The 25,782-nt window shown below is 60.9% G+C and carries 24 protein-coding genes; 15 read left to right on the forward strand and 9 right to left on the reverse strand.

What is annotated here, in order from left to right:
* Positions 1 to 190: 190 nt before the first annotated feature.
* The 4 genes from CD175_RS23850 to CD175_RS23865 all read left to right on the forward strand — a co-directional run bounded on the left by CD175_RS23850 (position 191) and on the right by CD175_RS23865 (position 3,366).
* The gene (locus tag CD175_RS23850) at positions 191 to 553 is read left to right on the forward strand and encodes an ArsC family reductase (RefSeq protein WP_007978403.1); all 363 of its coding nucleotides are present in this window, start codon (positions 191 to 193) and stop codon (positions 551 to 553) included.
* A gap of 32 nt (positions 554 to 585) precedes the next feature.
* Positions 586 to 1,620 carry a 2,3,4,5-tetrahydropyridine-2,6-dicarboxylate N-succinyltransferase gene (dapD, locus tag CD175_RS23855; RefSeq protein WP_015093756.1) on the forward strand — a complete coding sequence of 345 codons (1,035 nt, stop codon included), beginning with the start codon at positions 586 to 588 and terminating at the stop codon, positions 1,618 to 1,620.
* Between the two features lie 139 nt (positions 1,621 to 1,759).
* The gene (locus CD175_RS23860; RefSeq protein ID WP_104450686.1) at positions 1,760 to 2,965 is read left to right on the forward strand and encodes an aminotransferase class V-fold PLP-dependent enzyme; all 1,206 of its coding nucleotides are present in this window, start codon (positions 1,760 to 1,762) and stop codon (positions 2,963 to 2,965) included.
* Complete coding sequence (locus tag CD175_RS23865) at positions 2,962 to 3,366, forward strand: SufE family protein (protein WP_104450687.1); 405 nt, start codon at positions 2,962 to 2,964, stop codon at positions 3,364 to 3,366. The genes CD175_RS23860 and CD175_RS23865 overlap by 4 nt, the downstream gene beginning before the upstream one ends.
* A gap of 114 nt (positions 3,367 to 3,480) precedes the next feature.
* Here the strand turns inward: CD175_RS23865 and tcdA are convergent, their stop codons facing one another.
* Complete coding sequence (gene tcdA / locus CD175_RS23870) at positions 3,481 to 4,299, reverse strand: tRNA cyclic N6-threonylcarbamoyladenosine(37) synthase TcdA (RefSeq protein WP_104450688.1); 819 nt, start codon at positions 4,297 to 4,299, stop codon at positions 3,481 to 3,483.
* 212 nt (positions 4,300 to 4,511) lie between these two features.
* Between tcdA and CD175_RS23875 the strand changes: the two genes are divergently transcribed.
* The 4 genes from CD175_RS23875 to CD175_RS23895 all read left to right on the forward strand — a co-directional run bounded on the left by CD175_RS23875 (position 4,512) and on the right by CD175_RS23895 (position 9,763).
* A complete protein-coding gene (locus CD175_RS23875) occupies positions 4,512 to 7,103 on the forward strand; it encodes a glycosyltransferase (RefSeq protein ID WP_104450689.1) in 2,592 nt (863 codons plus the stop codon).
* Between the two features lie 237 nt (positions 7,104 to 7,340).
* Positions 7,341 to 8,492 (forward strand): succinyl-diaminopimelate desuccinylase, encoded by a 1,152-nt coding sequence (gene dapE, locus CD175_RS23885; RefSeq protein ID WP_007995764.1) that lies wholly within the window; start codon positions 7,341 to 7,343, stop codon positions 8,490 to 8,492.
* Positions 8,492 to 9,301: a putative RNA methyltransferase gene (locus CD175_RS23890; RefSeq protein ID WP_104450691.1), complete on the forward strand. Its 810-nt coding sequence runs from the start codon at positions 8,492 to 8,494 to the stop codon at positions 9,299 to 9,301. The genes dapE and CD175_RS23890 overlap by 1 nt, the downstream gene beginning before the upstream one ends.
* Positions 9,302 to 9,385: 84 nt before the next feature.
* Positions 9,386 to 9,763, forward strand: a complete 378-nt coding sequence (locus CD175_RS23895) for a hypothetical protein (RefSeq protein ID WP_007978418.1) — start codon at positions 9,386 to 9,388, stop codon at positions 9,761 to 9,763.
* Between the two features lie 84 nt (positions 9,764 to 9,847).
* On the opposite strand, the gene CD175_RS23900 is transcribed toward CD175_RS23895, so the two are convergent.
* Positions 9,848 to 10,057, reverse strand: coding sequence for a cold shock domain-containing protein (locus CD175_RS23900; protein ID WP_007954750.1), 210 nt, complete (start codon positions 10,055 to 10,057; stop codon positions 9,848 to 9,850).
* 236 nt (positions 10,058 to 10,293) lie between these two features.
* Between CD175_RS23900 and plsB the strand changes: the two genes are divergently transcribed.
* The 4 genes from plsB (at position 10,294) to CD175_RS23920 (ending at position 14,508) form a co-directional block, all read left to right on the forward strand.
* A complete protein-coding gene (plsB, locus tag CD175_RS23905) occupies positions 10,294 to 12,786 on the forward strand; it encodes a glycerol-3-phosphate 1-O-acyltransferase PlsB (RefSeq protein ID WP_104450692.1) in 2,493 nt (830 codons plus the stop codon).
* 169 nt (positions 12,787 to 12,955) lie between these two features.
* Entirely contained in the window at positions 12,956 to 13,204 is a 249-nt protein-coding gene (locus CD175_RS23910) for a YbaY family lipoprotein (RefSeq protein WP_240629024.1), read from the forward strand.
* Between the two features lie 186 nt (positions 13,205 to 13,390).
* Complete coding sequence (locus CD175_RS23915; protein WP_104450693.1) at positions 13,391 to 13,789, forward strand: YbaY family lipoprotein; 399 nt, start codon at positions 13,391 to 13,393, stop codon at positions 13,787 to 13,789.
* Positions 13,790 to 13,818: 29 nt separating this feature from the next.
* Entirely contained in the window at positions 13,819 to 14,508 is a 690-nt protein-coding gene (locus CD175_RS23920) for a DUF4197 domain-containing protein (protein WP_104450694.1), read from the forward strand.
* Between the two features lie 67 nt (positions 14,509 to 14,575).
* Here CD175_RS23920 and CD175_RS23925 read toward each other — a convergent pair whose 3' ends face one another.
* Complete coding sequence (locus tag CD175_RS23925; protein ID WP_104450695.1) at positions 14,576 to 14,857, reverse strand: DUF6124 family protein; 282 nt, start codon at positions 14,855 to 14,857, stop codon at positions 14,576 to 14,578.
* Between the two features lie 761 nt (positions 14,858 to 15,618).
* Between CD175_RS23925 and CD175_RS23935 the strand changes: the two genes are divergently transcribed.
* Entirely contained in the window at positions 15,619 to 16,650 is a 1,032-nt protein-coding gene (locus tag CD175_RS23935; RefSeq protein WP_104447599.1) for an IS110 family RNA-guided transposase, read from the forward strand.
* A gap of 327 nt (positions 16,651 to 16,977) precedes the next feature.
* On the opposite strand, the gene CD175_RS23940 is transcribed toward CD175_RS23935, so the two are convergent.
* Positions 16,978 to 20,043 (reverse strand): efflux RND transporter permease subunit, encoded by a 3,066-nt coding sequence (locus tag CD175_RS23940; RefSeq protein WP_104450696.1) that lies wholly within the window; start codon positions 20,041 to 20,043, stop codon positions 16,978 to 16,980.
* Between the two features lie 6 nt (positions 20,044 to 20,049).
* Positions 20,050 to 21,150 (reverse strand): efflux RND transporter periplasmic adaptor subunit, encoded by a 1,101-nt coding sequence (locus tag CD175_RS23945; RefSeq protein ID WP_095965023.1) that lies wholly within the window; start codon positions 21,148 to 21,150, stop codon positions 20,050 to 20,052.
* Between the two features lie 93 nt (positions 21,151 to 21,243).
* Here CD175_RS23945 and CD175_RS23950 point away from each other — a divergent pair, with 93 nt between their 5' ends.
* Positions 21,244 to 21,888 (forward strand): TetR/AcrR family transcriptional regulator, encoded by a 645-nt coding sequence (locus CD175_RS23950; RefSeq protein WP_104450697.1) that lies wholly within the window; start codon positions 21,244 to 21,246, stop codon positions 21,886 to 21,888.
* Between the two features lie 132 nt (positions 21,889 to 22,020).
* On the opposite strand, the gene CD175_RS23955 is transcribed toward CD175_RS23950, so the two are convergent.
* Entirely contained in the window at positions 22,021 to 22,803 is a 783-nt protein-coding gene (locus CD175_RS23955) for a class I SAM-dependent methyltransferase (protein WP_007995774.1), read from the reverse strand.
* A gap of 93 nt (positions 22,804 to 22,896) precedes the next feature.
* Here CD175_RS23955 and CD175_RS23960 point away from each other — a divergent pair, with 93 nt between their 5' ends.
* Complete coding sequence (locus CD175_RS23960; protein ID WP_104450698.1) at positions 22,897 to 23,517, forward strand: energy transducer TonB; 621 nt, start codon at positions 22,897 to 22,899, stop codon at positions 23,515 to 23,517.
* Positions 23,518 to 23,520: 3 nt separating this feature from the next.
* On the opposite strand, the gene CD175_RS23965 is transcribed toward CD175_RS23960, so the two are convergent.
* The 3 genes from CD175_RS23965 to CD175_RS23975 are packed head-to-tail and all read right to left on the reverse strand — an operon-like array spanning position 23,521 to position 25,543.
* Positions 23,521 to 24,342 carry an isocitrate lyase/PEP mutase family protein gene (locus CD175_RS23965; RefSeq protein ID WP_104450699.1) on the reverse strand — a complete coding sequence of 274 codons (822 nt, stop codon included), beginning with the start codon at positions 24,340 to 24,342 and terminating at the stop codon, positions 23,521 to 23,523.
* A 35-nt stretch (positions 24,343 to 24,377) separates the two neighbouring features.
* The gene (locus CD175_RS23970; RefSeq protein WP_104450700.1) at positions 24,378 to 25,238 is read right to left on the reverse strand and encodes a DUF72 domain-containing protein; all 861 of its coding nucleotides are present in this window, start codon (positions 25,236 to 25,238) and stop codon (positions 24,378 to 24,380) included.
* A complete protein-coding gene (locus CD175_RS23975; RefSeq protein WP_104450701.1) occupies positions 25,238 to 25,543 on the reverse strand; it encodes a hypothetical protein in 306 nt (101 codons plus the stop codon). Before CD175_RS23975 ends, CD175_RS23970 begins: the two co-directional genes overlap by 1 nt.
* Positions 25,544 to 25,782 lie beyond the last annotated feature (239 nt).

Below are 25,782 nucleotides of genomic sequence, written 5' to 3' on the forward strand. Positions count from 1 at the left end.
TGGTCGTTAACGATTACGCGGGTTGCCTGATACCCCGCGGCGCTCTCGGGTTCATCGCGAGCAGGCTCGCTCCTACGAGAGATTTATGGCATGACACCCATACAAACCCGACCACAGCCGCCGCGAAACCGTCCGGCCATGGCATAATCCTCCACCTTTTATTTCCAGCACCTGCAAAGGGGGCAATTCCTTGACCGTTTCAAGCAAAACGTTGCACCTTTTCGGCATCAAAGCCTGCGACACCATGAAAAAGGCGCGCACCTGGCTCGATGAACACGCTGTCAGCTATGACTTTCATGATTACAAAGCGGTCGGTATCGACCGTGAACACCTGACCCAATGGTGCAGCGAGCACGGCTGGGAAGTGGTGTTGAACCGTGCAGGCACGACCTTTCGCAAGCTCGACGACGAACGCAAAGCCGATCTCGACCAGACGAAAGCCATCGAACTGATGCTCGCACAACCCTCGATGATCAAGCGCCCGGTGCTCGATCTCGGTGACCGAACCCTGATTGGCTTCAAGCCAGATATCTACGCGGCCGCGCTCAAGTAAGCAGCCCGTTCAATTTTGTTAGAGGTATTCACATGTCCACTACCCTGTTCAGCCTGGCCTTCGGCGTCGGCACTCAAAACCGTCAAGGCGCATGGCTGGAAGTGTTCTACGCCGCCCCGGTTCTCAAGCCATCGGCTGAAGTCGTCGCCGCTATCGCACCGATCCTGGGCTACACCGAAGGCAATCAGGCCATCGCATTCAGCACCGCCCAGGCTTCGCAACTGGCCGAAGCCCTCAAAGGCGTCGACGCTGCCCAGGCTGCCCTGCTGACCCGCCTGGCCGAGAGCCACAAGCCGCTGGTCGCCACCCTGCTGGCTGAAGACGCCCAGCTGTCGTCCACCCCGGAGGCCTACCTCAAGCTGCACCTGCTGAGCCATCGTCTGGTCAAGCCTCACGGCCTGAACCTGGCCGGGATCTTCCCGCTGCTGCCGAACGTGGCCTGGACCAGCCAGGGCGCTGTCGACCTGAGCGAACTGGCCGAGCTGCAACTCGAAGCCCGCCTGCGCGGCGAGCTGCTGGAAGTGTTCTCGGTGGACAAGTTCCCGAAAATGACCGACTACGTGGTTCCGGCCGGCGTGCGCATCGCTGACGCTGCGCGTCTGCGCCTGGGCGCTTACGTGGGCGAAGGCACCACCGTGATGCACGAAGGCTTCATCAACTTCAACGCCGGCACCGAAGGCCCGGGCATGATCGAAGGCCGCGTATCCGCCGGCGTATTCGTCGGCAAGGGTTCGGACCTGGGCGGCGGCTGCTCGACCATGGGCACCCTGTCGGGCGGCGGCAACATCGTGATCAAGGTCGGCGAAGGCTGCCTGATCGGCGCCAACGCCGGTATCGGTATCCCGTTGGGCGACCGCAACACCGTCGAGTCGGGCCTGTACGTGACCGCCGGTACCAAAGTCGCGCTGCTGGACGAAAACAACCAGCTGGTCAAAGTGGTCAAGGCCCGTGAACTGGCCGGCCAGCCGGACCTGCTGTTCCGTCGCAATTCGGAGACTGGTGCCGTGGAATGCAAAACCCACAAATCGGCCATCGAGTTGAACGAAGCGCTGCACGCTCACAACTAAGCGTCACCTGTACCTGTAGGAGCGAGCCTGCTCGCGATGATCAAATGAACGACACGGGCTGTCTGGTACCCCGCGTTATCGTTGAGGTCCATCGCGAGCAGGCTCGCTCCTACAAGGGTCAGGCGTACAGGCGAACACCATGATGATTCTCTCTCCCTGGCGCGCCGATTTTCCGGCCATCGCCGCCCTGCAGCGCCAAGGCCAGACCTATCTGGACAACGCCGCCACCACGCAAAAACCTCAAGCCCTGCTGGACGCCCTGGCGCACTACTACGCCAATGGCGCGGCCAACGTGCATCGGGCGCAACACTTGCCCGGCGCCCACGCCACCCAGGCATTCGAGGACAGCCGTCGCAAAGCCGCGCAATGGCTCAATGCAGGCGATTGCGGGCAGATCATCTTTACCCACGGCGCGACGTCCGCGCTGAATCTCCTGGCCTATGGCCTGGAACATCTTTTCAATCCAGGCGATGAAATTGTCATCAGCGCCCTCGAGCATCACGCCAACCTTTTGCCGTGGCAGCAACTGGCGCACCGTCGCGAGCTGAAGCTGGTGATCCTGCCGCTGGACGCCGACGGCGTGATCGACCTTGAAGCCGCGGCCGGTTTGATCGGCCCACGCACGCGTCTGCTGGCCGTCAGTCAACTGTCCAACGTGATTGGCGCGTGGCAACCGCTGCCTCAATTGCTGGCACTGGCCAAGGGGCACAACGCCCTGACCGTGATCGACGGCGCCCAGGGCGTGGTCCATGGCCGCCACGACGTGCAAGCATTGGGCTGCGATTTTTATGTGTTCTCCAGCCACAAGCTCTACGGCCCCGATGGCCTGGGCGTGCTGTTCGGGCGCAATACAGCGCTGCAACAGCTGCGTCCCTGGCAGTTCGGCGGTGAAATGGTGCTGGATGCCAACTATCACGACGCACGCTTTCGCCAGGCCCCCCTGGGCTTCGAGGCCGGGACGCCGCCGATTGCCAGTGTGATCGGCCTGGGAGCGACCCTGGATTACCTCGCGAGGCTTGATCAGGACGCCGTGTCCGCCCATGAAGCGACGCTGCATGCCTGCCTGCTCAAAGGTCTTGAGGCACGTCACGGCATCCGCTTGCTGGGCAAGCCGCAAGTGGCACTGGCCAGTTTTACCGTCGAGGGTGTACATAACGCCGACCTGGCGCATTTGCTGACTGAGCAAGGGATTGCGGTGCGCGCTGGCCATCACTGCGCCATGCCGTTGCTCAAACGCTTTGAACTGGCGGGGGCGATTCGGGTGTCGTTGGCGCTGTACAACGACTCCGAAGACTTGGAACGGTTTTTTGAAGCCCTGGATCAGGCGCTGGAGCTGCTGCGATGAACCTGCCTGTCGATGCCGTGACCGCACTCGATACCTTTGGCAAAGCCGCCGGCTGGGAACAACGCGCACGCCTGCTGATGCAATGGGGCGAGCGCCTGCCTGCCTTGAGCGACGCGCAAATGTGCGACGCCAACCGGGTGTACGGTTGTGAAAGCCAGGTGTGGCTGGTGGGCGAATTGCGCGACGGCCATTGGCAGTTCAGCGCCAACAGCGATGCACGGTTGATTCGCGGGTTGGTGGCGTTGCTGCTGGCGCGGGTCAACGGCTTGTCGGCGGCTGAATTGCAGCAGGTGGATTTGCCGGACTGGTTCAATCAGTTGGGGCTGGGACGACAATTGTCCGAGTCCCGCAGTAATGGCTTGAATGCCGTATTGCAACGCATGCGCGAGTTGGCTGCCTGACTTTATGGATGCGTGAAATGTCCTTGTAGGAGCCGGCTTGCTGGCGACCCAGGCACCGCGGTGTATCAGGATCGCCGCCATCGCTGGCAAGCCAGCTCCTACAAGGATTGTGTTTCAGGCCTCAGGTTTGATGCGCTCCGCGGGCCGCCGCACTCCCGCCACGATCTTGTCCACAGCCTTGGTCGCCGCGACCATGCCAAAGGTCGCCGTCACCATCATCACCGCGCCAAACCCGCCGGCGCAGTCGAGCTTCACGCCATCACCGACAAAACTCTTCTGCAGGCAAATGCTGCCGTCCGGTTTCGGATAACGCAGCTGCTCGGTGGAAAACACGCACGGCACGCTGTAATGGCGGGTCACGGTGCGTGAGAAACCGTAGTCGCGGCGCAGCGTAGAGCGCACTTTCGACGCCAGCGGGTCGTTGAACGTGCGGTTCAGGTCGCAGACCTGAATCAAGGTCGGGTCGATCTGCCCTCCCGCACCGCCGGTCGTGATGATCTGGATCTTGCGACGCTTGCACCAGGCGATCAACGCAGCCTTGGCGTTGACGCTGTCGATGCAGTCGATCACGCAGTCGATGTTCGGCGTGATGTACTCGGCCATGGTGTCGCGGGTGACGAAGTCCGGTACCGCGTGCACCGTGCAGTCCGGGTTGATCCCGCGCAGACGCTCAGCCATCACCTCGACCTTGGGTTTGCCGACGGTACTGTCCAGCGCGTGCAACTGACGATTGGCGTTGCTGACGCAGACGTCGTCCAGATCGAACAGCGAAATCTCGCCCACGCCACAACGGGCCATGGCTTCCGCTGCCCAGGAACCGACACCACCGACGCCGACAATCGCCACATGGGCTGCGCGCAGGCGCTCAAGGCCTTCGATGCCATACAAACGGGCGATGCCAGCAAACCGCGGATCTTCTGTACTCATGACCATTACCCCAAAAACCGGCGCGCATTATAGGGCTTCGCAGCAACAAGATTTAAGTTTCAAGCGACAAGTGTAAGAACTTATGTGAAAGCCAATTGCCCAACGTCAGGCATTTCCCTGTCCGATGTACGTTCAGTGAGCTGCCGGTGTAGGATGCGCGCCCCTTGGCGGCAGCCAACCGTTCCTTCGTTCCACAGCCTTTGGAACCTGAAATAACCATGTCATCGCGTAAATTTGGACTCAACCTGGTCGTGGTGCTCGCCATCGCGGCCTTGTTTACCGGCTTCTGGGCGCTGATCAATCGCCCGGTCACCGCCCCCAACTGGCCGGAGCAGATCTCCGGTTTCTCCTACTCACCGTTCCAGCAAGGACAATTCCCACAGAAGGATCAGTATCCATCCGACGATGAGATGCGCCGTGACCTGGAGATCATGAGCAAGCTGACGGATAACATCCGCATCTACTCGGTCGATGGCACCCTGCAAGACATCCCGAAACTGGCGGAAGAATTCGGTTTGCGGGTGACACTGGGGATCTGGATCAGCCCGGACCAGGAGCGCAACGAACGGGAAATCACCCGCGCCATCGAAATCGCCAACTCCTCGCGCAGCGTGGTTCGTGTGGTGGTCGGCAACGAAGCGATCTTCCGCAAGGAAATCACCGCCGCCGAACTGAGCGTGATGCTCGATCGCGTGCGCGCCGCCGTGAAGGTGCCGGTGACCACGTCCGAGCAATGGCACGTCTGGGAAGAACACCCGGAACTGGCCAAGCACGTCGACCTGATCGCCGCGCACGTCCTGCCTTACTGGGAATTCATTCCAGTGGACAAGGCCCAGCAGTTCGTTCTGGATCGCGCCCGCGACCTGAAAAAGATGTTCCCGAAAAAGCCGCTGCTGCTGTCCGAAGTGGGCTGGCCGAGCAACGGCCGCATGCGCGGTGGCGCCGATGCCTCACCGGCAGACCAGGCGATCTACCTGCGAACCCTGGTCAACAAGCTCAATCGCCAGGGTTTCAACTACTTCGTGATCGAAGCGTTTGACCAGCCGTGGAAAGCCAGCGACGAAGGTTCCGTAGGGGCCTACTGGGGCGTGTTCAACGCCGCGCGCCAGCAGAAGTTCAACTTCGAAGGCCCGGTGGTGGCGATTCCGCAGTGGCGCGTACTGGCCGTAGGTTCGGTGGTATTGGCGCTGTTGTCGCTGACCCTGCTGATGATCGACGGCTCGGCCCTGCGCCAGCGTGGTCGCACCTTCCTGACCTTCATCGCTTTCCTCTGTGGTTCGGTGCTGGTGTGGATCGGTTACGACTACAGCCTGCAATACAGCACCTGGTTCAGCCTGACGGTGGGCTTCCTGCTCGCCCTCGGTGCGCTCGGGGTGTTCATCGTGCTGCTGACCGAGGCCCATGAACTGGCCGAAGCGGTGTGGGTGCACAAGCGCCGCCGCGAGTTCCTGCCGGTGGAAGGCGATTCCAGCTACCGCCCGAAAGTGTCGATTCACGTGCCCTGCTACAACGAGCCGCCGGAGATGGTCAAACAGACCCTCAACGCCCTGGCCAACCTCGACTATCCGGACTTCGAAGTCCTGATCATCGACAACAACACCAAAGACCCGGCAGTCTGGGAACCAGTGCGCGACTACTGCGCAACCCTTGGCCCGCGCTTCAAGTTCTTCCACGTGGCACCGCTGGCCGGCTTCAAGGGTGGCGCGCTGAACTATCTGATTCCGCACACCGCCAAGGACGCCGAAGTGATTGCCGTGATCGACTCGGACTACTGCGTCGACCGCAACTGGCTCAAGCACATGGTGCCGCACTTCGCCGACCCGAAAATCGCCGTGGTGCAGTCGCCGCAGGACTACCGCGACCAGAACGAAAGCACGTTCAAGAAGCTCTGCTACGCGGAATACAAAGGCTTCTTCCATATCGGCATGGTCACCCGCAACGACCGCGACGCGATCATCCAGCACGGCACCATGACCATGACCCGCCGCTCGGTGCTCGAAGAGCTGGGCTGGGCCGACTGGTGCATCTGTGAAGACGCCGAGCTGGGCCTGCGCGTATTCGAGAAAGGCCTGTCGGCGGCGTACTACCACACCAGCTACGGCAAAGGCCTGATGCCCGATACCTTCATCGACTTCAAGAAACAGCGTTTCCGCTGGGCCTACGGAGCGATTCAGATCATCAAGCGCCACACCGCCAGCCTCCTGCGCGGCAAGGACACCGAGCTGACCCGCGGCCAGCGTTACCACTTCCTCGCGGGCTGGTTGCCGTGGGTGGCGGACGGCATGAACATCTTCTTCACCGTCGGTGCACTGTTGTGGTCGGCGGCAATGATCATCGTGCCGCAACGGGTCGATCCACCGCTGCTGATCTTCGCAATCCCGCCGTTGGCGCTGTTCGTGTTCAAGGTGGCCAAGATCATCTTCCTCTACCGTCGTGCGGTCGGGGTGAACTTGAAGGATGCCTTCTGCGCGGCGCTGGCCGGTCTGGCGTTGTCCCACACCATCGCCAAAGCGGTGCTGTACGGCTTCTTCACCAGCAGCATTCCGTTCTTCCGCACACCGAAAAACGCCGACAACCATGGTTTCTGGGTGGCGATTTCGGAAGCACGCGAAGAGGTGTTCATCATGCTGCTGTTGTGGAGCGCGGCGCTGGGGATTTATCTGGTCAACGGCATGCCGAGCAACGACATGCGCTTCTGGGTCACCATGCTGCTGGTGCAGTCGCTGCCGTATCTGGCGGCGCTGATCATGGCGTTCCTGTCGTCGCTGCCGAAACCGGCCGCCGAGCCTGAAACGGCACCTGTCGTCTAAATATCCGCGGATACACTAAACGGCGGCCAATGGTCGCCGTTTTGCTTTAAGATAACCGCCATTTTGCGGGGCTTGGCGGCATGCGGTTTCCAACCGGACCCGAGACCTGTGGGAGCGAGCCTGCTCGCGAATGCGTTGTCACAATCAATGTTTATGTTGACTGACACGCCGCTTTCGCGAGCAGGCTCGCTCCCACATTCAACCCCAAGCCCATATTTCATGATTCCGGAGTTTTCCATGACGGCCCACGCCGACCTTTCGCCGACCCTTCAACTCGCCATCGACCTGATCCGCCGTCCGTCCGTGACGCCGATCGACGCCGATTGCCAGAAGCAGATGATGCAGCGCCTGGGCGATGCCGGTTTCACCCTGGAACCGATGCGCATCGAAGATGTGGATAACTTCTGGGCCACCCACGGCCAGGACGACGGTCCGGTGCTGTGCTTCGCCGGCCACACCGACGTGGTCCCGACCGGCCCGGTGACCGCCTGGCAGATCGAACCGTTCAACGCGCTGATCGACGAACACGGCATGCTCTGCGGCCGTGGCGCCGCCGACATGAAAGGTAGCCTCGCCGCCATGACCGTCGCGTCCGAGCGCTTTGTCGCCGACTACCCGAATCACAAGGGCAAAGTCGCGTTCCTGATTACCAGCGATGAAGAAGGCCCGGCGCACCACGGCACCAAGGCAGTGGTAGAACGCCTCGCCGCGCGCAAGGAGCGTCTGGACTGGTGCATCGTCGGCGAACCGTCGAGCACCACCCTGGTGGGTGACGTGGTCAAGAACGGCCGTCGCGGCTCCCTCGGCGCCAAGCTGACCGTACGCGGCGTGCAAGGTCACGTGGCTTACCCGCACCTGGCGAAGAACCCGATCCACCTCGCCGCTCCGGCCCTGGCAGAACTGGCCGCCGAGCATTGGGACCACGGCAACGATTTCTTCCCGCCGACCAGCTTCCAGATCTCCAACGTCAACTCCGGCACCGGTGCGACCAACGTGATCCCGGGTGACCTGGTGGCGGTGTTCAACTTCCGTTTCTCCACCGAGTCCACGGTCGAAGGCCTGCAAAAGCGCGTCGCCGACATCCTCGACAAGCATGGCCTGGACTGGCACGTCGACTGGGCCTTGTCCGGCCTGCCGTTCCTCACCGAGCCAGGCGCACTGCTGGACGCGGTGTCGTCGAGCATCAAGGACATCACCGGTCGCGACACCAAGGCGTCCACCAGCGGCGGCACCTCCGACGGGCGCTTCATCGCGACCATGGGCACGCAAGTGGTTGAGCTGGGCCCGGTCAACGCGACCATCCACCAGGTCAATGAGCGCGTGCTGGCAGCCGACCTCGATGTGCTGACCGAAATCTACTACCAGACCCTGATCAAGTTGCTCGCCTGATGCTTGCCTGCCCTATCTGCAGCGCACCGCTCAACGCGGTGGACAACGGTGTGGTCTGCCCTGCCGGGCACCGGTTCGACCGTGCGCGCCAGGGTTACCTGAACCTGCTGCCGGTGCAGCACAAGAACAGCCGCGACCCTGGGGATAACCAGGCGATGGTCGAAGCCCGCCGTGATTTCCTGAATGCCGGGCACTATGCGCCGGTGGCCAGGCGTCTGGCGGAGCTGGCCGCCAGCTATGCGCCGCAGCACTGGCTGGACATCGGTTGTGGCGAGGGCTACTACACCGCGCAGATCGCCGAGGCGCTGCCGGATGCCGAAGGTTTTGCCCTGGACATCTCCCGCGAAGCGGTCAAACGCGCCTGCAAACGCAACCCGCAGCTCACCTGGTTGATCGCCAGCATGGCGCGGGTGCCGTTGGCCTCCGGCAGCTGCCAGTTCCTCGCCAGCGTCTTCAGCCCGCTGGACTGGGAAGAAGCCAAACGCCTGCTCAGCGTCGGCGGTGGCCTGATGAAAGTCGGGCCGACCAGCGGCCACCTGATGGAATTGCGCGAGCGGCTGTACGATGAAGTCCGCGAGTACATCGACGACAAGCACCTGGACCTGGTACCGGAAGGCATGGCGCTGGCGCACAGTGAAACCCTGGAATTCAAGCTGACGCTCCACAGTGGTCAGGACCGGGCGAACCTGCTGGCGATGACGCCCCACGGCTGGCGCGCCAGTGCCGAACGCCGTGCTGCCGTTATCGAGCAGGCCGAGCCGTTCGAGGTGACCGTGTCGATGCGCTACGATTATTTCGTTCTTCAATAACTTCAAACATTTTTGGTCTTGGGCAACGGCTCAAGGCCGGCTAAATCCGCGAATGGATTTTTCAGACCCGCAGTGAGGACATCCATGCGCCAGCCCGATATCGAGATTTACCTGAAAGACGCCGACGTCGATCACAAAGCCATTGCCGCCTGGCTCGGCGCGGCACTTGGCCCGTGTTCGGATTGGGTGCAGAAAGGCCAAACCTACAAGTGCAAGGCCGGCAACGTGCCAGTGACCTGGTTGCCAAAAGCGGTCGGCAAGTGGAACAGCCTTTACCTGGAAAGCGACCAGACCCCATGGGACGACGACATCGCCTGCGCCCGCGCCGCGTTTGCTGCGCTGAACGTCGAAGTGCGTTGCGCGCCGGGAACCTGGGTCGAGGAAGAAGGTGAAGAGACGGCGGACCGCTGGATTCGCATCAGCGCCGATGGTGAAGAAGAGATCACCTGGAAGACCGCTTAAAAGCAAAAAGATCGCAGCCTGCGGCAGCTCCTACAAGGTTATGGTGTAGGAGCTGCCGCAGGCTGCGATCTTTTGATCTTGAAATTACAGACCTACAACATCCTCAGCCTGCAACCCCTTCTGCCCTTCGACCACCGCATACTCAACCTGCTGGCCTTCCGTCAGTGAACGGTGCCCCTCGCCGCGAATCGCGCGGTAGTGCACGAACACGTCCACCCCGTCCTCGCGCTGAATGAAGCCGTAGCCCTTGGCGTCGTTGAACCACTTCACGTTGCCGGTTTCGCGTGTTGCCATTTGTTCATACTCCCTTTTTATTATTGATCGGGCTTTTCGCAGGAAAGCCTCGGGAACGTCAGCCTGCGCATACCGGTCCCATGAGGGCAACGGCGACAGAGCGCCGAGTATATGACAGACGCTGAAACTCTCAATAGCACTTTACTTCGCCGCTTTTTTGCCGATTTTCGACGAATCCGGCACACTACGCAGCGCCCGAGCAAACGCTTGGTTTCATAAACTCACGCAGAAGCCGTATGACCCGTTCCCCGTTCCGCCGTCTTGTGTTTGGCACCCTGCGCCGACTGTTGTACCTCTGGGTTCGCTCGGAGACGATCAACCAGTCGTCGTTCACCCTCAACCTCGACCGCAGTCGTCCGGTGTTCTACGTCCTGCAAAACCCTTCGTTGACCGACCTTGCCGTGGTTGACACCGAGTGCAGCAAGGCCGGTCTGCCGCGCCCCGTGCTACCGGTATCGGTGGGCAACCTGCTGGAACCGGCCGCGTTCTTCTACCTGACGCCGGACCCGGACTGGCTCGGCCGCCAGGACAAGCGCGGCGCGCCGCCAACCTTGACTCGCCTGGTCAGCGCCCTGAGCCAGAACGCTGCCGAAGACGCGCAGATCATTCCAGTCAGCGTGTTCTGGGGTCAGTCGCCGGACAGCGAAAACAGCCCGTGGAAACTCCTGTTCGCCGATAGCTGGGCGGTGACCGGGCGTCTGCGTCGCTTGCTGAGCATCATCGTGTTGGGGCGCAAGACCCGCGTGCAGTTCTCCGCGCCGATCCACCTGCGCGAACTGATCGAGCACAACAAAGGCCACGAGCGAACCGTGCGCATGGCCCAGCGCATCCTGCGGGTGCACTTTCGCAACCTGAAGGCGGCGGTGATCGGCCCGGACATTTCCCACCGTCGCAACCTGGTCAAGGGCCTGCTGAACCAGCCGCAGGTCAGACAAGCGATCCTCGACGAAGCCGAACGCGAGAACATTTCACCGGAAAAAGCCAAGGCCCAGGCCTTGCGCTATGGTAACGAAATCGCCTCGGACTACACCTACACCGCCATCCGTTTTATGGAAGTGGTGCTGAGCTGGTTCTGGAACAAGATCTACGACGGCATCAAGGTCAACCACATCGAAGGCGTGCAGAAGGTCGCCCAGGGTCACGAAGTGATCTACGTCCCCTGCCACCGCAGCCATATCGATTATCTGCTGCTGTCCTACCTGCTGTTCCGCAACGGCCTGACCCCGCCGCACATCGCCGCCGGGATCAACCTGAACATGCCGGTGATCGGCGGCCTGCTGCGTCGTGGCGGTGCGTTTTTCATGCGCCGAACGTTCAAGGGCAACCCGCTGTACACCTCGGTGTTCAACGAATACCTGCACACCCTGTTCACCAAGGGCTTCCCGGTGGAGTATTTCGTCGAGGGCGGTCGTTCGCGCACCGGGCGAATGCTGCAACCGAAGACCGGGATGCTGGCGATCACCCTGCGCAGCTTCCTGCGTTCGTCGCGCATGCCGATCGTGTTCGTGCCGGTGTACATCGGCTACGAGCGCGTACTGGAAGGCCGGACCTACCTCGGCGAGTTGCGCGGTGCGGCCAAGAAGAAAGAATCGATCTTCGACATCTTCAAAGTCATCGGCGCACTCAAGCAGCGCTTCGGCCAGGTAGCGGTGAACTTCGGCGAGCCGATCAAACTCGCGGAATTCCTCGACAGCGAACAGCCGGACTGGCGCCAACAGGAACTCGGCCCGCAGTTCAGACCGGCCTGGCTCAACGAAACCACCAACCGCCTCGGCGAGAAGGTTGCCCAGCATCTGAACGAAGCAGCAGCGATCAACCCGGTCAACCTCGTTGCCCTCGCACTGCTGTCCACCAGCCGCCTGGCCCTGGACGACCGCGCCATGGCACGGGTGCTCGACCTGTATCTGGCGCTGCTGCGCAAGGTGCCGTACTCGCCGCACACCACCCTGCCGGAAGGTGACGGCCGGACGCTGATCGAACACGTGAAGGACATGGACCTGCTGTCCGAGCAGAGCGATGCCTTGGGCAAGATTCTGTATCTGGATGAACAGAACGCCGTCCTGATGACCTACTACCGCAACAACGTATTGCACATCTTCGCCCTGCCAGCGCTGCTGGCGAGCTTCTTCCAGAGCGCCTCGCGCATGAGCCGCGAACAGATCCTGCGCTACACCCGCGCGCTGTACCCGTACCTGCAAGCGGAGCTGTTCATTCGCTGGTCGCTGGACGAATTGGATGCAGTGATCGACCAGTGGCTGGAAGCGTTCGTCGAGCAAGGCCTGCTGCGTTTCGAGAACGACGTGTACCTGCGCCCGGCGCCAAGCTCGCGGCATTTCGTGCTGCTGACGCTGCTGTCGAAAAGCATCGCCCAGACCCTGCAGCGCTTCTACATGACCGTGTCCCTGCTGCTCAACAGCGGCCAGAACAGCATCAGCGCCGAAGAGCTGGAAGACCTGTGCACGGTCATGGCCCAGCGCCTGTCGATCCTGCATGGCCTGAACGCCCCGGAGTTCTTCGACAAGAGCCTGTTCCGCCACTTCATCCAGACGATGCTCGACCTTGACGTGCTCAAGCGCGATGAAGCGGGCAAGCTCAGTTATCACGAACTGCTCGGCGAACTGGCCGAAGGCGCGGCCAAACGGGTGTTGCCGGCGGAGATCCGTTTGTCGATCCGGCAGGTGGCGTTGCATCGCAGTGAAGATGCGGCGGAGTTGGTAACGCCAGTCTGAATCACTCAGATCACTGCGCGTGGGTTTTATGACTGAAGCAAGGACGCTTCTGACTCATGTCAATCCAACTTCGCCCCTATCCGCAGGAATCCCCCTACATTGAAATCGCTACCTCGACCCTATGCTGGGCCCTCGTCACTACCGACGATCAATCGATAAGGAAATCAATATGAGCAGCGAACCCCTCTTCATCATCATCGGCAGAGTGTATTACCTGGAAAAAATTGGGCTGCCGCCTAACTCGACTCTTCATGTCCGCCTGCTGGATGTCAGCCTGCAAGATGTCGTCGCGAAGGAACTGGACGTACAGATCACTACCAATGCAGAAAAAGCCGGGCTGGGCTTCAACCTGGCGTGCAACCTTGCTGATGCCCGGCCCGGCCATACCTATGCGATCAGCGCGAGTATCACCCACTAAGACCGCCTGCTCTTCGCCACCACTCAACAACACCAGGTAGAGCTGGGGGATGATGTAGAGCAGGAAGTGCTGGTCAACCTCGTCTGAAAACACCCCCGAGGCAAGTTGGGCGATATCCTCGGTAAAATCCGTTAAATTGTCGTTGGCGCCGGTCTTCTTCGGGCGCCAATGACAAGGATCCGCTTCATGAAAAAACTCTCTCTCCTCGGGCTTACGGTTTTGCTCGGCGCCTGCCAATCCCTGCAACCTGCCCCGAAGACCAGCCTCTACGGCGAAGTCTTTTACCTGCAACGCAGCGCTCTGCCGCCCACAGCTACCCTGAGCGTGAGCTTGCAGGACGTGTCTCTGGCCGACGCACCGGCCATTGTCCTCGACGAACAGAACGGTCCGGTCAAAGGCCAGGTGCCACTGCCGTTTCATCTGAGTTACGATCCGGCACAGGTCAAACCAGGCCATCGCTACTCGGTCAGCGCGCGCATCGAAGTCGACGGAAAGCTGATGTTCATCACCACCGAACACCATGCCGTGCGTCTTGATGGCAAGGACCCGCAACCGCTGAAAATCCGCGTCGACGCCGTTCGCTAACTCTCTCTTTTCTGAACAAGGAAGCTGCCATGCTCCGCCCTACCCTTCGTTTTGCCGGCCTGTGCGCAGGTTTGATGATCTGTGCCAACGCCCTGGCGCTATCCCTCAGCGACCTGTCGCAGAAAGACGCCACCGGCGGGCTCAAGGACGCACTGACCCAAGGCGCGCAACTGGCCGTGAAACAGCTCGGCACCCCGGGCGGCTTCAGCAACAACCCGGATGTAAAAATCGAACTGCCGGGCAAACTGGGCAAGGTCGCGAGTAAAATGAAACAGTTCGGCATGGGTGACCAGGTCGATGAACTGGAAGCCAGCATGAACAAAGCGGCCGAAACCGCCGTGACCCAAGCCCAGCCAATCCTCGTCGATGCCGTGAAGAAAATGACCGTGGAAGACGCCAAGGGCATCCTCAGCGGCGGCAACGACTCGGCCACCCAATACCTCAACAAGACCAGCCGCGAACAGATCCGCGCCAAGTTCCTGCCTATCGTCAAGCAAGCCACCGACAAGGTCGGCCTGGCCCAGCAGTACAACTCGTTCGCCGGACAAGCGGCAACCATGGGCGTATTGGACGCGAAGAATGCCAACGTCGAAAACTACGTCACCGAACAGGCGTTGAATGGCTTGTTCGAAATAATCGGCAAACAGGAAGAAACCATCCGCCAGAACCCGGCGGCTGCGGCGACCAGTTTGGCGAAGAAGGTATTTGGGACCTTGTAATTTTCAACTGACGGCAACAACCAAAAGCCCGCCGACCTTCAAAGGTTCAGCGGGCTTTTCCGTTGGGCTATTGAGGCGAATCCAATTGATCCAGCACGCGATTCACCGATAGCTGCGCCAGGACAATCATCTGCTGAATGCCGAGTGCCAGATTGCAGGTTGGGCCGGTCAGGATGGACGACAGTTCGGTTGCCATTACATTGGCTGAGGCGAGGGTTTCGTAGGCATGGACCAGCAGGGTTTCGGAGTCGACGCCTGGGTGGATGGTGAAAATTGGGCAGGGGCGGTTTGAAATTCTCGTTTGTTTCTCGGATTCAGAGGCAGAGTAATCAGGACTGTCTTTGATCATTGCGAAGCTCCCAAAGTAGGCGCCTAACGACTATTCGCGGGCTTGCAGTCCCGGTCGCTGAATTGGCAGCGACGGACAAAGGCTAGAGATCGTGCTTCTGACGGGCAAGCTGAAAGTCTTGTGGGAATGGTCTGAATGGTTGGCTTGGGCGGTAAACGTTGTTGACTGTTGGGCAGCCATCGCGAGCAAGCTCGCTCCCACAGTTGGGCCGGGGACATCTGAAAGAAATTGGTCGGCTGTCAGGCCGCCTTCGCGAGCAGGCTCGCTCCCACAATTTGACCGAGTACATCTGAAAGAAATTGGTCGGCTGTCAGGCCGCCTTCGCGAGCAGGCTCGCTCCCACAGAAGAGCAAAGGCAGATCGGCGTACACCTTCGATCTTCACCACTCAACAGGCCGAGCGTTAGCTCGCCTGCCGCTCTTGATCTTGATCCACCCGCCCCCTCGGCAGGCTGAGTGGAGGCGTTCATCCGGGGGTGGGCGCGCAGCGCCGTTCGGCGAAGCCGAACACATCGAGAGGAGGTCGAAGCGAAGCCGACCGGAGGCGATGCCCCCGGATGAATGCCGGAGCGAAGGAACCCCGAGCCTCAGCGAGGGGCCGTACGTAAGGGGCGAGACCTTTGGTTACTTTGGGGCGTTTGCCAAAGTGACCCGCTGTAAGAGCGGAACCATAAGCAATGGGATGGACTCCTCCTCACCTCGGCATCTTGAGTGCCAGACTGAAGGTGCGAACCGCAGTCAACCGTGAGAAGGAGTCCACACATGAAGCTTATGCGCATTGGGGTCGACTTGGCCAAGAACGTGTTTCAGATCCACGGCGTGGATCGTCATGAGCAGCCAGTCTGGCGGCAGCGTCTGCCTCGCGATCGCTGGCTGCAAACGGTGCTGGAGAAGATCGAACCCGGCTGTGAGATCGGCATGGAAAGTTGCGGTGGTGCGCACCATTGGGCGCGGCAACTACAAGCACGCGGATTTCGGGTGAGGCTGATCGCGCCGCAGTTCGTCAAACCGTACGTCAAGAGCAACAAGAACGACGCCAACGATGCCGAGGCAATCTGCGAAGCGATGAGCCGCCCCAGCATGCGCTTCGTCGCCGTCAAGACCATCGAACAACAGGATATCCAGGCGACGCATCGCATCCGGGCCGGCTTAATCGAGCAGCGGACGGCCAAAGCCAATCAGATTCGTGGGCTGATCGCCGAGTACGGTCTCGTTGCGCCGAAGGAATTACTGATGCTGCGTCGCGCAATACCGTGCTGGCTAGAAGATGCAGATAACGGTTTGACGGCACGCTTTCGTCGTCTGCTGAATGGCTTGTGGGATGACCTGCGCGCACTTGATGAGCGCGTGAGCGAACTCGATGGCGAGATATCTGCGATCGCGGCAAGTGAGCCATCGGCCGTCCGTTTGCAACAACTGCGTGGCGTCGGCCCGATGATTGCCACTGCGCTAGTTGCTGCCATCGGTGATGCCAGTCAGTTTGCTAACGGCCGACAACTGGCCGCCTCGCTAGGGCTGACGCCAAAGCAACACAGCTCTGGCGGCAAGGATCGACTGCTTGGCATCAGCAAACGTGGGGATGCTTATCTGCGAACGCTGATGATCCACGGTGCGCGGTCGGCACTGCGCACAGCCAAATCCAAAGACGATCGACTCAGCCAATGGGCTGTCCGTTTAGCCGAGCGCTCACATCCCAACGTGGCCGCCATCGCACTGGCCAACAAAACTGCACGCATGGCTTGGGCGATGCTGCGCAATGGCACTGATTACCAACCGGGTCGGGCAGCGGCCTGATCCATTCATCCCGGGAGAAGCCCCACACACCACGATTGCGAAGCAACCCGAGCAATGGCAAACCGGTCGAACCGGCGTCGGCAAAACCCTTTAACGTCCAGGTGCGTAAAGCACGTAAAAGCGATTGGGAGCTGACGCGCGAATAGCCCATCATGGCCCTGCATCAAAACGATGCCGCAGTAAGAGGTCGAATATACGTGTGCAGTCGGCACGGGCGCCAAAGCGAAGGAGGCTTGCAACGAGGAGGAGTCCATATACGGCCGTTACCGCAGAAACGGATATGTACTCAATCAACCAGGAACCTGGTCGGCCCGAAGGCCGCCAAGGTCAAACGGGTTCTTCGCGAACGCGGAACCAGGCCGCATAAAGCGCAGGCAAAAACAGCAGCGTCAACGCCGTAGCAACGATCAACCCCCCCATGATCGCCACCGCCATCGGCCCAAAGAACACACTGCGTGACAACGGAATCATCGCCAGAACAGCCGCAAGTGCCGTCAACACAATCGGCCGGAACCGCCGCACCGTCGCCTCGATGATCGCCTGCCAAGGCTTCAACCCGGCAGCAATGTCCTGCTCGATCTGATCCACCAGAATCACCGAGTTACGCATGATCATCCCCGACAAGGCGATAGTCCCCAGCATCGCCACGAAACCGAATGGCTGGCGGAACACCAACAGAAACAGCGTCACCCCGATCAACCCCAGCGGCGCCGTCAGAAACACCATCGCCGTGCGCGAAAAACTGCGCAGTTGCAGCATCAGCAAGGTCAACACCACCACGATGAACAACGGCACGCCGGCCTTCACCGAGTTCTGTCCACGCGCCGAGTCTTCAACGGTGCCGCCGACATCCAGCAAGTAGCCGTCAGGCAGTTCGGCGCGGATCGGATCGAGGGTCGGCATGATCTGCTGCACCAGTGTCGCCGGTTGCTGCTTGTCATAGATGTCTGCGCGAACCGTCACGTTAGGCAGGCGGTTGCGGTGCCAGATGATGCCCTCTTCAAAGCCGTACTCCAGGGTCGCGATCTGCGACAGCGCGACGCTGCGACCGTTATCGGTCGGCACCGCCAGGCTCGGCAGCAATGACAGCTCGGTGCGTTCATGCACGGTGCCGCGCAACAGGATCTCGATCAACTCGTTGTCTTCACGGTACTGGCTGACGCTGGAACCGGTGAGGGAGCTTTGCAGGAACTTCGACAGGTTCGCCGTGCTCACGCCCAGCGCCCGCGCGCGGTCCTGATCGATGTTCAGGTACACCACCTTGCTCGGTTCTTCCCAATCCAGGTGGACGTTGACCACATGCGGGTTCTCGCGAACCTTGGCCGCCACTTTGCGCGCCAGCGCCCGCACCTCCTCGATGTGTTCCCCGGTCACGCGGAACTGTACCGGGTAGCCAACCGGCGGACCGTTTTCCAGACGCGTGACCCGCGAGCGCAGAGCGGGGAATTGCTCGTTGAGGGTGGAGATCAACCAGGTGCGCAGGGCTTCCCGTTCTTCGATGGTTTTCGCCAGAACGACAAACTGGGCGAAGCTCGCCGCCGGCAGTTGCTGATCCAGCGGCAGGTAGAAACGCGGCGAACCGGTGCCGACGTAGGCCACATAGTTGTCGATCCCTGCCTTGTCCTTGAGCAGCGCTTCGAGGCGTTTGACCTCGTCGGCGGTGTTGCTCAGCGAAGCACCTTCGGCCAGTTTCAGGTCGACCATCAACTCCAGGCGACCCGATGCCGGGAAGAACTGCTGCGGCACAAACTTGAACAGAACAATGGATGCGATGAACAACAGCACAGTCGCGGCGATCACGGTTTTGCGCCAGCGCACACACCATTCCACCAAACGCCGGACGCGCTGATAGAACGGCGTGCCATACGGATCGGGTTGGCCGGCACCGTGCTTGGCGGCGTGAATCTTCGCCAGGTCCGGCAGGAGTTTTTCCCCGAGATACGGCACGAAAACCACAGCAGCCACCCACGACGCCAACAGCGCGATGGTGACCACCTCGAAGATCGAACGGGTGTATTCGCCAGTGCCCGATTGCGCCGTGGCAATCGGCAGAAAGCCGGCCGCGGTGATCAGCGTACCGGTGAGCATCGGGAACGCAGTGCTGGTCCAGGCGTAACTCGCGGCCTTGACCCGGTCGAACCCCTGCTCCATTTTGATCGCCATCATTTCCACGGCGATGATCGCGTCGTCCACCAGCAAGCCCAGCGCCAGTACCAATGCACCGAGAGAAATCTTGTGCAGGCCGATGCCGAGGTAATACATGCTGGCAAACGTCATCGCCAGCACCAGCGGAATCGCCAGGGCCACCACCATGCCGGTGCGCACGCCGAGGGAGAAGAAGCTCACCAGCAACACGATGGCCAGCGCCTCGACCAGCACTTGCACGAACTCACCGACACCGGTTTTCACCGCCGCCGGCTGGTCGGAGACTTTGCGCAGCTCCATACCGGCCGGGAGGTTTTTCTGGATGCGGGCGAATTCGACTTCCAGTGCCTTGCCCAATACCAGGATGTCACCGCCGTCCTTCATCGCCACCGCCAGGCCGATGGCGTCCTGCGCCATGAAGCGCATGCGCGGCGCCGGAGGATCATTGAAACCACGCCGCACATCAGCCACATCGGAGATACGGAAGGTGCGATCGCCGACGCGGATCGGGAAGTTCTTGATCTCCTCGACCGTCTGAAAATTCCCTGTCACCCGTAGCTGCAAGCGCTCGCTGCTGGTTTCGAAGAAGCCTGCCGTGGACACCGCGTTCTGCTCTTCAAGGGCTTGCTGGACAGCCGCCAGCGGCAAGCCGAGGGTGGCGAGCTTGACGTTGGAGAGTTCGATCCAGATTTTTTCGTCCTGCAACCCCAGCAATTCGACCTTGCCCACATCCTTGACCCGTTGCAGCTGGATCTGGATACGGTCGGCGTAATCCTTGAGCACGGCGTAGTCGAAACCCGCGCCGGTCAGGGCGTAGATGTTGCCGAACGTAGTACCGAATTCATCGTTGAAGAACGGCCCCTGAATCCCCGGCGGCAAGGTATGACGGATGTCGCTGATTTTCTTGCGCACCTGATACCAGAGCTCCGGGATCTCATTGGAGTGCATGGAATCACGCGCAATGAAGGTGACCTGGGATTCCCCGGGCCGCGAGAACGAAACAATGCGCTCGTACTCGCCGGTTTCCATCAGCTTTTTTTCGATGCGTTCGGTGACCTGGCGCGACACTTCCTCGGCGGTCGCGCCCGGCCAGTTGGTGCGAATCACCATGGCCTTGAAGGTGAACGGCGGGTCTTCACTCTGGCCGAGTTTGGTGTAGGAAAGTGCGCCGACGATGGCCAGCAACAGCATCAGGAACAATACGATCTGGCGATTACGCAGCGCCCATTCGGAAACGTTGAAGCGCATCGGGGCTTACTCCTTGTCCGCCAGATTGACCACGCGATTGGAGCGATCCACCGGACGCACCTGCTGCCCGTCGAGAAGCACATGGACACCGGCGGCCACGACCCAGTCGCTGGCGTTGAGCCCCTCGAGCACCGGTACGGTTTTCTCACCGAAGGCACCCACTCGCACCGGGGTTTTCTTCAAGGTGTTGTTGGCGCTGACGACCCAGACATAGGTCACACCGTTTTCTGCGGTCAGCGCCGACAGTGGAACGGACAGAGGCACCACGTCGGCGGCCTGCACGAACACCCGGGCGCTCTGGCCCAGCTCCACCGGCACCTTGCCGGAGGTGAAGGCGATGCGCGCCGCGAAGGTGCGGGACTTTGGATCAGCCGCTGGCGACAGCTCACGGATGCGCCCTTCGAAACGCTGGCCGGGCTGGGTCCAGAGCTCCACCGCCACCGGCTCACCGACCTTGAAACGGCCGAAGTTCTGTTCCGGCAAGCTGATCAACACTTCACGCTCGCCATCGGTCGCCAGTGTGAACACCGTTTGCCCCGCGGCCACGACTTGCCCGACTTCCACCAGTCGCTTGGCCACGACGCCATCCTGCGGCGCACGCAGTACCGCGTAGCTGGCCTGGTTATTGGAAACGTTGAATTCGGCCTTGATTTGCTTGAGGCGCGCTTCGCCGGAGCGGTAGAGGTTTTCGTGATTGTCGTACTGCGAACGGCTGACCAGCTGACGCTCCATCAGGGTTTTGTAGCGATCACGCTCGGCACGCACCATGCTCAAATTGGCTTCAGCTGCAGCGACCTGGGCCCGGGTGGCCTCCAGTTGCAGGCGCACGTCCTGAGGGTCGAGCTCGGCCAAGGGTTGATCGGCCTTGACCCGCTGCCCTTCCTCGACCAGTCGTCGGCTGACTTTACCGCCGATGCGGAACGCCAGGTCCGGCTCATAACGCGCACGGACTTCACCTGGATAACTCTCCATGGCCTGTGCCGAAGGCTCTGGCTGAACCACCATGGCCGGGCGCACGCTGACTGGCGGCACTTCGTCGGAGCCACACGCAGACAATAAAAAAGCCAGGGTGACTGGCAACGCGAGGGGCAAGGCATAGCGGAACATGGTGAAGGACCTTTCGCTAATGGTGCTTTGAATAATTATACTGAGCAGTATGTTATTAATAGCAAACTCACCAGTCCAGTAATAAAAGCGAATATGCCAAACAATCTTTCAGCACCCAATGGCCCAGGCAGACCCAAGGATCTGGTCAAGCGCCAGGCGATTCTCGATGCGGCGAAAGTGCTGTTTCTGAGTAAGGGTTATGCCAATACCAGCATGGATGCCGTCGCAGCCGAGGCCGGTGTGTCGAAGCTGACGGTCTACAGCCACTTCAACGACAAGGAGACGCTGTTCTCCGCCGCCGTGGTGGCCAAGTGCGAGGAGCAATTGCCCCCGCTGTTCTTCGAATTGCCCGAAGGCGTGGCAGTGGAAACCGTGCTGCTGAACATCGCGCGCGGTTTTCATTCGCTGATCAACAGTGACGAATCAGTGAACCTGCACCGACTGATGGTGACCTTGGGCAGCCAGGACCCGAAACTCGCGCAAATCTTCTTTGAGGCGGGCCCGGAGCGCATGCTGCATGGCATGGAACGCTTGCTGAGCCGGATCGACGAAAGTGGCGTGCTGAGCATCGACAAGCCGCACAACGCCGCCGAGCACTTCTTCTGCCTGCTCAAGGGCGCCGGGAATTTCCGCTTGCTGTATGGCTGCGGCGAGCCGCCGGTCGGTGAGGAGGCGGAGAGCCATGTGCGGGAAGTGGTGGGGTTGTTTATGCGGGCTTATCGGCCTGAGACAGTCTGATCGATTGAGGGTGTCCGGTCTGACGCTTTCGCGGGCAAGCCCGCTCCCACAGGGTCTGAGGTGCTCCCAAGTCTTGGGCCAGACACAAAACCTGTGGGAGCGTGGCTTGCCCGCGATGAAGGCGACTCGGTCTTAAGGCTTGAGCGCCTTCTTCGGATAAATATCGTACCGGCTCGACTTGCCATCCAGCGCATGGCTCGGCTTCGGCCCGTCGATGCACGGCGCCTTGCGCGGGCGCTTGACCACCACCCGGTGGCTGGCCAGGGCCAACGCCGCTTCGAGCAAGGCCGGCGCATCCGGGTCATCGCCCACCAGCGGCCGGAACAGGCGCATTTCCTTCTTCACCAGCGCGGTTTTTTCACGGTGCGGGAACATCGGGTCCAGGTAGATCACCTGCGGCGGTTCACCTTCCCAATTGCGCATCACCTCGATCGAGTTGCCCTTGAGCAGCCGCATGCGCGCCACGATCGGCGCCACGTCGAAATCTTCCGCGCCACGGGCCAGGCCATCTTCCAGCAAGGCGCCGATCAGCGGCTGACGCTCGATCAGGCTCATCTCGCAACCGAGGCTGGCCAGCACGAATGCGTCCTTGCCCAGCCCTGCCGTGGCATCCAGTACCCGCGGGCGCACGCCCTGGGCGACGCCAACAGCCTTGGCGATCATCTGCCCGCTGCCGCCGCCATACAACCGGCGATGGGCCGCACCGCCCTCGACGAAGTCCACCCGCACCGGTCCCGGCGCATCCGGCCCCAGCTGTTGCAACTGCAAGCCCTGGTCACCCACCTGCAAGGCAAATTCGCCGTCCGCCACTTGCATCGGCAAGCCCAGGCGCTCGGCCCATTGCTCGGCTTGTGGCTCGAAAGCCGCGTCCAGCGCCTGGACATGGATGCGGCAGGCCGCGGGTTGATCAATCATCGGAAAACACGCTCAAAAAATTAATGATCGGCAAAAACTGCCGATAACAAAACTATCGAGCATTTTGCCAGAGCTGAGCGTCGACCGAGAGAAATGTCAGACATTCAACCCACAATCACAGGTTTTATATCGCCCTACGGCAATTACAACCTGCGAAACACCCAGGCACTGAGCGGTGTCAGTCACATCTGGCAGGATTTCTTTGCCCGTGCGCTGGCCGATCAGTCGGGTGATGTGCTGCCTGAATCGCTGAATTTCCCACCGGTCGATCTCCAAAGCCCGGTCGAGCCGACCGTTGGCAGCGAGCTGCTGGAACACATCGTTTCCCAGCGTGAGTGCGACGTCAAAGAGACCGAGGTCCGCCCACCAGAGCCTCTGTTCCTGCCCATTGCCGAATTCGAAATGGAGCTGGCCGACAAGCCATCCCCACCGTTCCCGGCGGATGAAATCGTCGCCCAGCAAAAACAACAGGACTTCGACAGCGGTTGGGTTCGCCCGATCGTGCTCAACGCCGGTCAGCCGCTGCCGGAAGCCGGCCCTGCCCCGCAACCACGTCCGCTGCACCTGCCGATTGCCGAATTCGAACTCGATCTGCTCGACAAGCCGTTCCCTCCGTTCTCGCCAGAAGAACGGCGGGAACAGCAGAAACAACTGGATTTCGACAATGGTTGGGCGCGCCCGATCATCCTGCAAAACCTGCGTATCGCCGCCTGACCCTCAGCCTTTGAAGAACTGATTGGCCTTCTGGTACGGCATCGACCGCGAAGTGAAGCCGAACGTGCCTGACGTCTGGATTTCTTCGGCGGCACGAAAGAATTCACCATAGGCCGCCAACGCCAGTGCCGAACCGACGCTGATGCGTTTGACGCCCATTTCAGCCAACTGCGCGACCGTCAGCTTCAAGCCGCCCGACATCAACACATTCACCGGTTTGGGCGCCACCGCGCGCACCACCGCCAACACATCCTCGGCGCTGCGCAGACCGGGTGCGTAAAGCACATCGGCACCGGCCTCGGCGAATGCCTGCAAGCGGCGGATGGTGTCGGCCAGATCAGGATTGCCGTGCAGGAAGTTTTCGGCCCGGGCGGTCAATGTGAAGGGGAACGGCAAACTGCGAGCGGCAGCCACAGAGGCCTCGATGCGCGCCACAGCGTGATCGAAACAGTAGATGGGGCCTTCTTCGCGGCCGGTGGCGTCTTCAATCGACCCCCCGACGGCTCCGGCCTCTGCCGCGCGCAAGATGCTTTTCGCGCAGTCGGCCGGGTTGTCGGCAAAGCCGTTTTCCAGATCCACGGCAACCGGCAGGTCAGTGGCGGCGACAATCGCCTGAACGTTCATCAGGGTATCGTCGAGGCTCAAGCCGCCATCGGCACGGCCCTGGGAAAAGGCATAACCGGCACTGGTGGTCGCCAGCGCCTCGAAGCCGAGGCTGGCGAGCATCTTCGCTGAACCCGCATCCCACGGATTGGGAATCACAAAAGCGCCGGAGCGTTCGTGAAGGGCTTTGAACGCCTGGGCTCGAAGGGTTTGCGCATCCATGGGGCAGGCTCCTGAAGAGGGGGAAAGAATCCGCCTCAGAGCAGGCCAAGTTGCTCGGCGACGGGTTCTCTGTATAGCTCAGGCAGCGCCGGCAAGCCAGGCAGACGCAGCATCAGCCTGGCGTGAAAACGCTGCGCCAGTTTCGCGGCCAGCAGGTTGTCGGCGGTGTGCAGGAAGATATACGGCGTTCGCCCTTGTTCGATCCACAGCGCGATTTTCTCGACCCAGGGCTCCAGGAACGGATCGTTGGCCTCAAGCACCGGATGGCCGATAAAACGCACCTGCGGACACTGCGTGAACGCCGCCGGACGCGGAGGCACCCGGGGCTTCTTCGATTGGGCATGAAGCACCGAAAGCTCGGTCGATGTGCAACTGAACAACGCACGGGGATCAAGACAGATACGCTCAACACCGCGATCCAGCAGCAGACGATTGAGCATTCGCTCGCTGTCACCCTTGGCGAAAAAATCGCCATGGCGCACTTCAACGGCCAGCGGGCGCTGCAGGGCATCGATAAACCCGGCCAGCTCGGGCAAGCGTTGGGGCGTGAAGTTTTTCGACAGCTGCAACCACAATGGCGACACCCGTTCACCCAGCGGACTGAGCAATTGCAGGAAGGTTTCGGCGGCTGTCAGCTGTTCGCGCAGATCGCCACCGTGGCTGATCTCGCCGGGAAACTTGGCGGTAAAGCGAAAGTGCTGCGGCATGGTTTCGGCCCAACGCTGCACAGTGCTGGCAGCCGGGCTGGCGTAGAAGGTCGTGTTGCCTTCTACGGCATTGAAAACCTGGCAATAGAGATCAAGAAACTCGGCGGGTCTGGCGTGCGGCGGATACAGGTAATCGCGCCAGGCGTTCTCGCTCCAGGACGGGCAACCGAGGTAATACGGAAGCAACATCAGATGTACAGGTCGAGACCCAGCACATCCGCATCCCAATCGACGAAACCGGCGGTACTCAGGTAGCTGGCCAGCGCCGTCGCCACGCTTTTGCTCATGGCACGGTGGTAAATCATGTCTTGCTGACGGGCGGGAAGATTGCTCAGTTTTTGCGCAGAGGCTTTGGCGGCGCGGGCAGCCAACTGCTCTTCAGTCGGGAATTCCGGCTCGCCTTCGATATCAACGGCGTCGTCTTCCACCACACGGCCTTTGCCTGGCTTGCGCTTGATGGGGTAGGACTGAGAGGAAACGCCGTCGATACGCATACGTGCATACTCGGAATCAGTGATGGCAGTTTAGTGGCGCAAAACCCACTTCGCAAACCGCCGAGTGATAACTAGAACACATTAAAGGCAAAAGGTTTAAAAGCTGGGGTTAGAAAGTGACGATTGGTGGTGGGTGGCACATTTTGTGGCGAGGGAGCTTGCTCCCGCTGGGCTGCGAAGCGGCCCCAATCCTTATCAAGTCCACCGCATAGCCTGATTTGCGACTGCTTCGCAGTCGA

Source organism: Pseudomonas laurylsulfatiphila (assembly GCF_002934665.1).
Lineage (GTDB): Bacteria > Pseudomonadota > Gammaproteobacteria > Pseudomonadales > Pseudomonadaceae > Aquipseudomonas > Aquipseudomonas laurylsulfatiphila.

Excerpts from the sequence above, each read along its gene's own strand:
- CD175_RS23950 (WP_104450697.1), top strand. The coding sequence starts at position 21,244 with ATGCCAAACAATCTTTCAGCACCCAATGGCCCAGGCAGACCCAAGGAT.
- CD175_RS23895 (WP_007978418.1), top strand. The coding sequence starts at position 9,386 with ATGCGCCAGCCCGATATCGAGATTTACCTGAAAGACGCCGACGTCGAT.
- CD175_RS23940 (WP_104450696.1), bottom strand. The coding sequence starts at position 20,043 with ATGCGCTTCAACGTTTCCGAATGGGCGCTGCGTAATCGCCAGATCGTA.
- CD175_RS23970 (WP_104450700.1), bottom strand. The coding sequence starts at position 25,238 with ATGTTGCTTCCGTATTACCTCGGTTGCCCGTCCTGGAGCGAGAACGCC.
- dapD (WP_015093756.1), top strand. The coding sequence starts at position 586 with ATGTCCACTACCCTGTTCAGCCTGGCCTTCGGCGTCGGCACTCAAAAC.
- CD175_RS23875 (WP_104450689.1), top strand. The coding sequence starts at position 4,512 with ATGTCATCGCGTAAATTTGGACTCAACCTGGTCGTGGTGCTCGCCATC.
- CD175_RS23945 (WP_095965023.1), bottom strand. The coding sequence starts at position 21,150 with ATGTTCCGCTATGCCTTGCCCCTCGCGTTGCCAGTCACCCTGGCTTTT.
- CD175_RS23920 (WP_104450694.1), top strand. The coding sequence starts at position 13,819 with ATGCTCCGCCCTACCCTTCGTTTTGCCGGCCTGTGCGCAGGTTTGATG.
- CD175_RS23955 (WP_007995774.1), bottom strand. The coding sequence starts at position 22,803 with ATGATTGATCAACCCGCGGCCTGCCGCATCCATGTCCAGGCGCTGGAC.
- CD175_RS23925 (WP_104450695.1), bottom strand. The coding sequence starts at position 14,857 with ATGATCAAAGACAGTCCTGATTACTCTGCCTCTGAATCCGAGAAACAA.
- CD175_RS23965 (WP_104450699.1), bottom strand. The coding sequence starts at position 24,342 with ATGGATGCGCAAACCCTTCGAGCCCAGGCGTTCAAAGCCCTTCACGAA.
- CD175_RS23865 (WP_104450687.1), top strand. The coding sequence starts at position 2,962 with ATGAACCTGCCTGTCGATGCCGTGACCGCACTCGATACCTTTGGCAAA.
- plsB (WP_104450692.1), top strand. The coding sequence starts at position 10,294 with ATGACCCGTTCCCCGTTCCGCCGTCTTGTGTTTGGCACCCTGCGCCGA.
- CD175_RS23860 (WP_104450686.1), top strand. The coding sequence starts at position 1,760 with ATGATGATTCTCTCTCCCTGGCGCGCCGATTTTCCGGCCATCGCCGCC.
- CD175_RS23915 (WP_104450693.1), top strand. The coding sequence starts at position 13,391 with ATGAAAAAACTCTCTCTCCTCGGGCTTACGGTTTTGCTCGGCGCCTGC.
- tcdA (WP_104450688.1), bottom strand. The coding sequence starts at position 4,299 with ATGGTCATGAGTACAGAAGATCCGCGGTTTGCTGGCATCGCCCGTTTG.
- CD175_RS23935 (WP_104447599.1), top strand. The coding sequence starts at position 15,619 with ATGAAGCTTATGCGCATTGGGGTCGACTTGGCCAAGAACGTGTTTCAG.
- CD175_RS23900 (WP_007954750.1), bottom strand. The coding sequence starts at position 10,057 with ATGGCAACACGCGAAACCGGCAACGTGAAGTGGTTCAACGACGCCAAG.
- CD175_RS23975 (WP_104450701.1), bottom strand. The coding sequence starts at position 25,543 with ATGCGTATCGACGGCGTTTCCTCTCAGTCCTACCCCATCAAGCGCAAG.
- CD175_RS23890 (WP_104450691.1), top strand. The coding sequence starts at position 8,492 with ATGCTTGCCTGCCCTATCTGCAGCGCACCGCTCAACGCGGTGGACAAC.
- CD175_RS23910 (WP_240629024.1), top strand. The coding sequence starts at position 12,956 with ATGAGCAGCGAACCCCTCTTCATCATCATCGGCAGAGTGTATTACCTG.
- CD175_RS23960 (WP_104450698.1), top strand. The coding sequence starts at position 22,897 with ATGTCAGACATTCAACCCACAATCACAGGTTTTATATCGCCCTACGGC.
- dapE (WP_007995764.1), top strand. The coding sequence starts at position 7,341 with ATGACGGCCCACGCCGACCTTTCGCCGACCCTTCAACTCGCCATCGAC.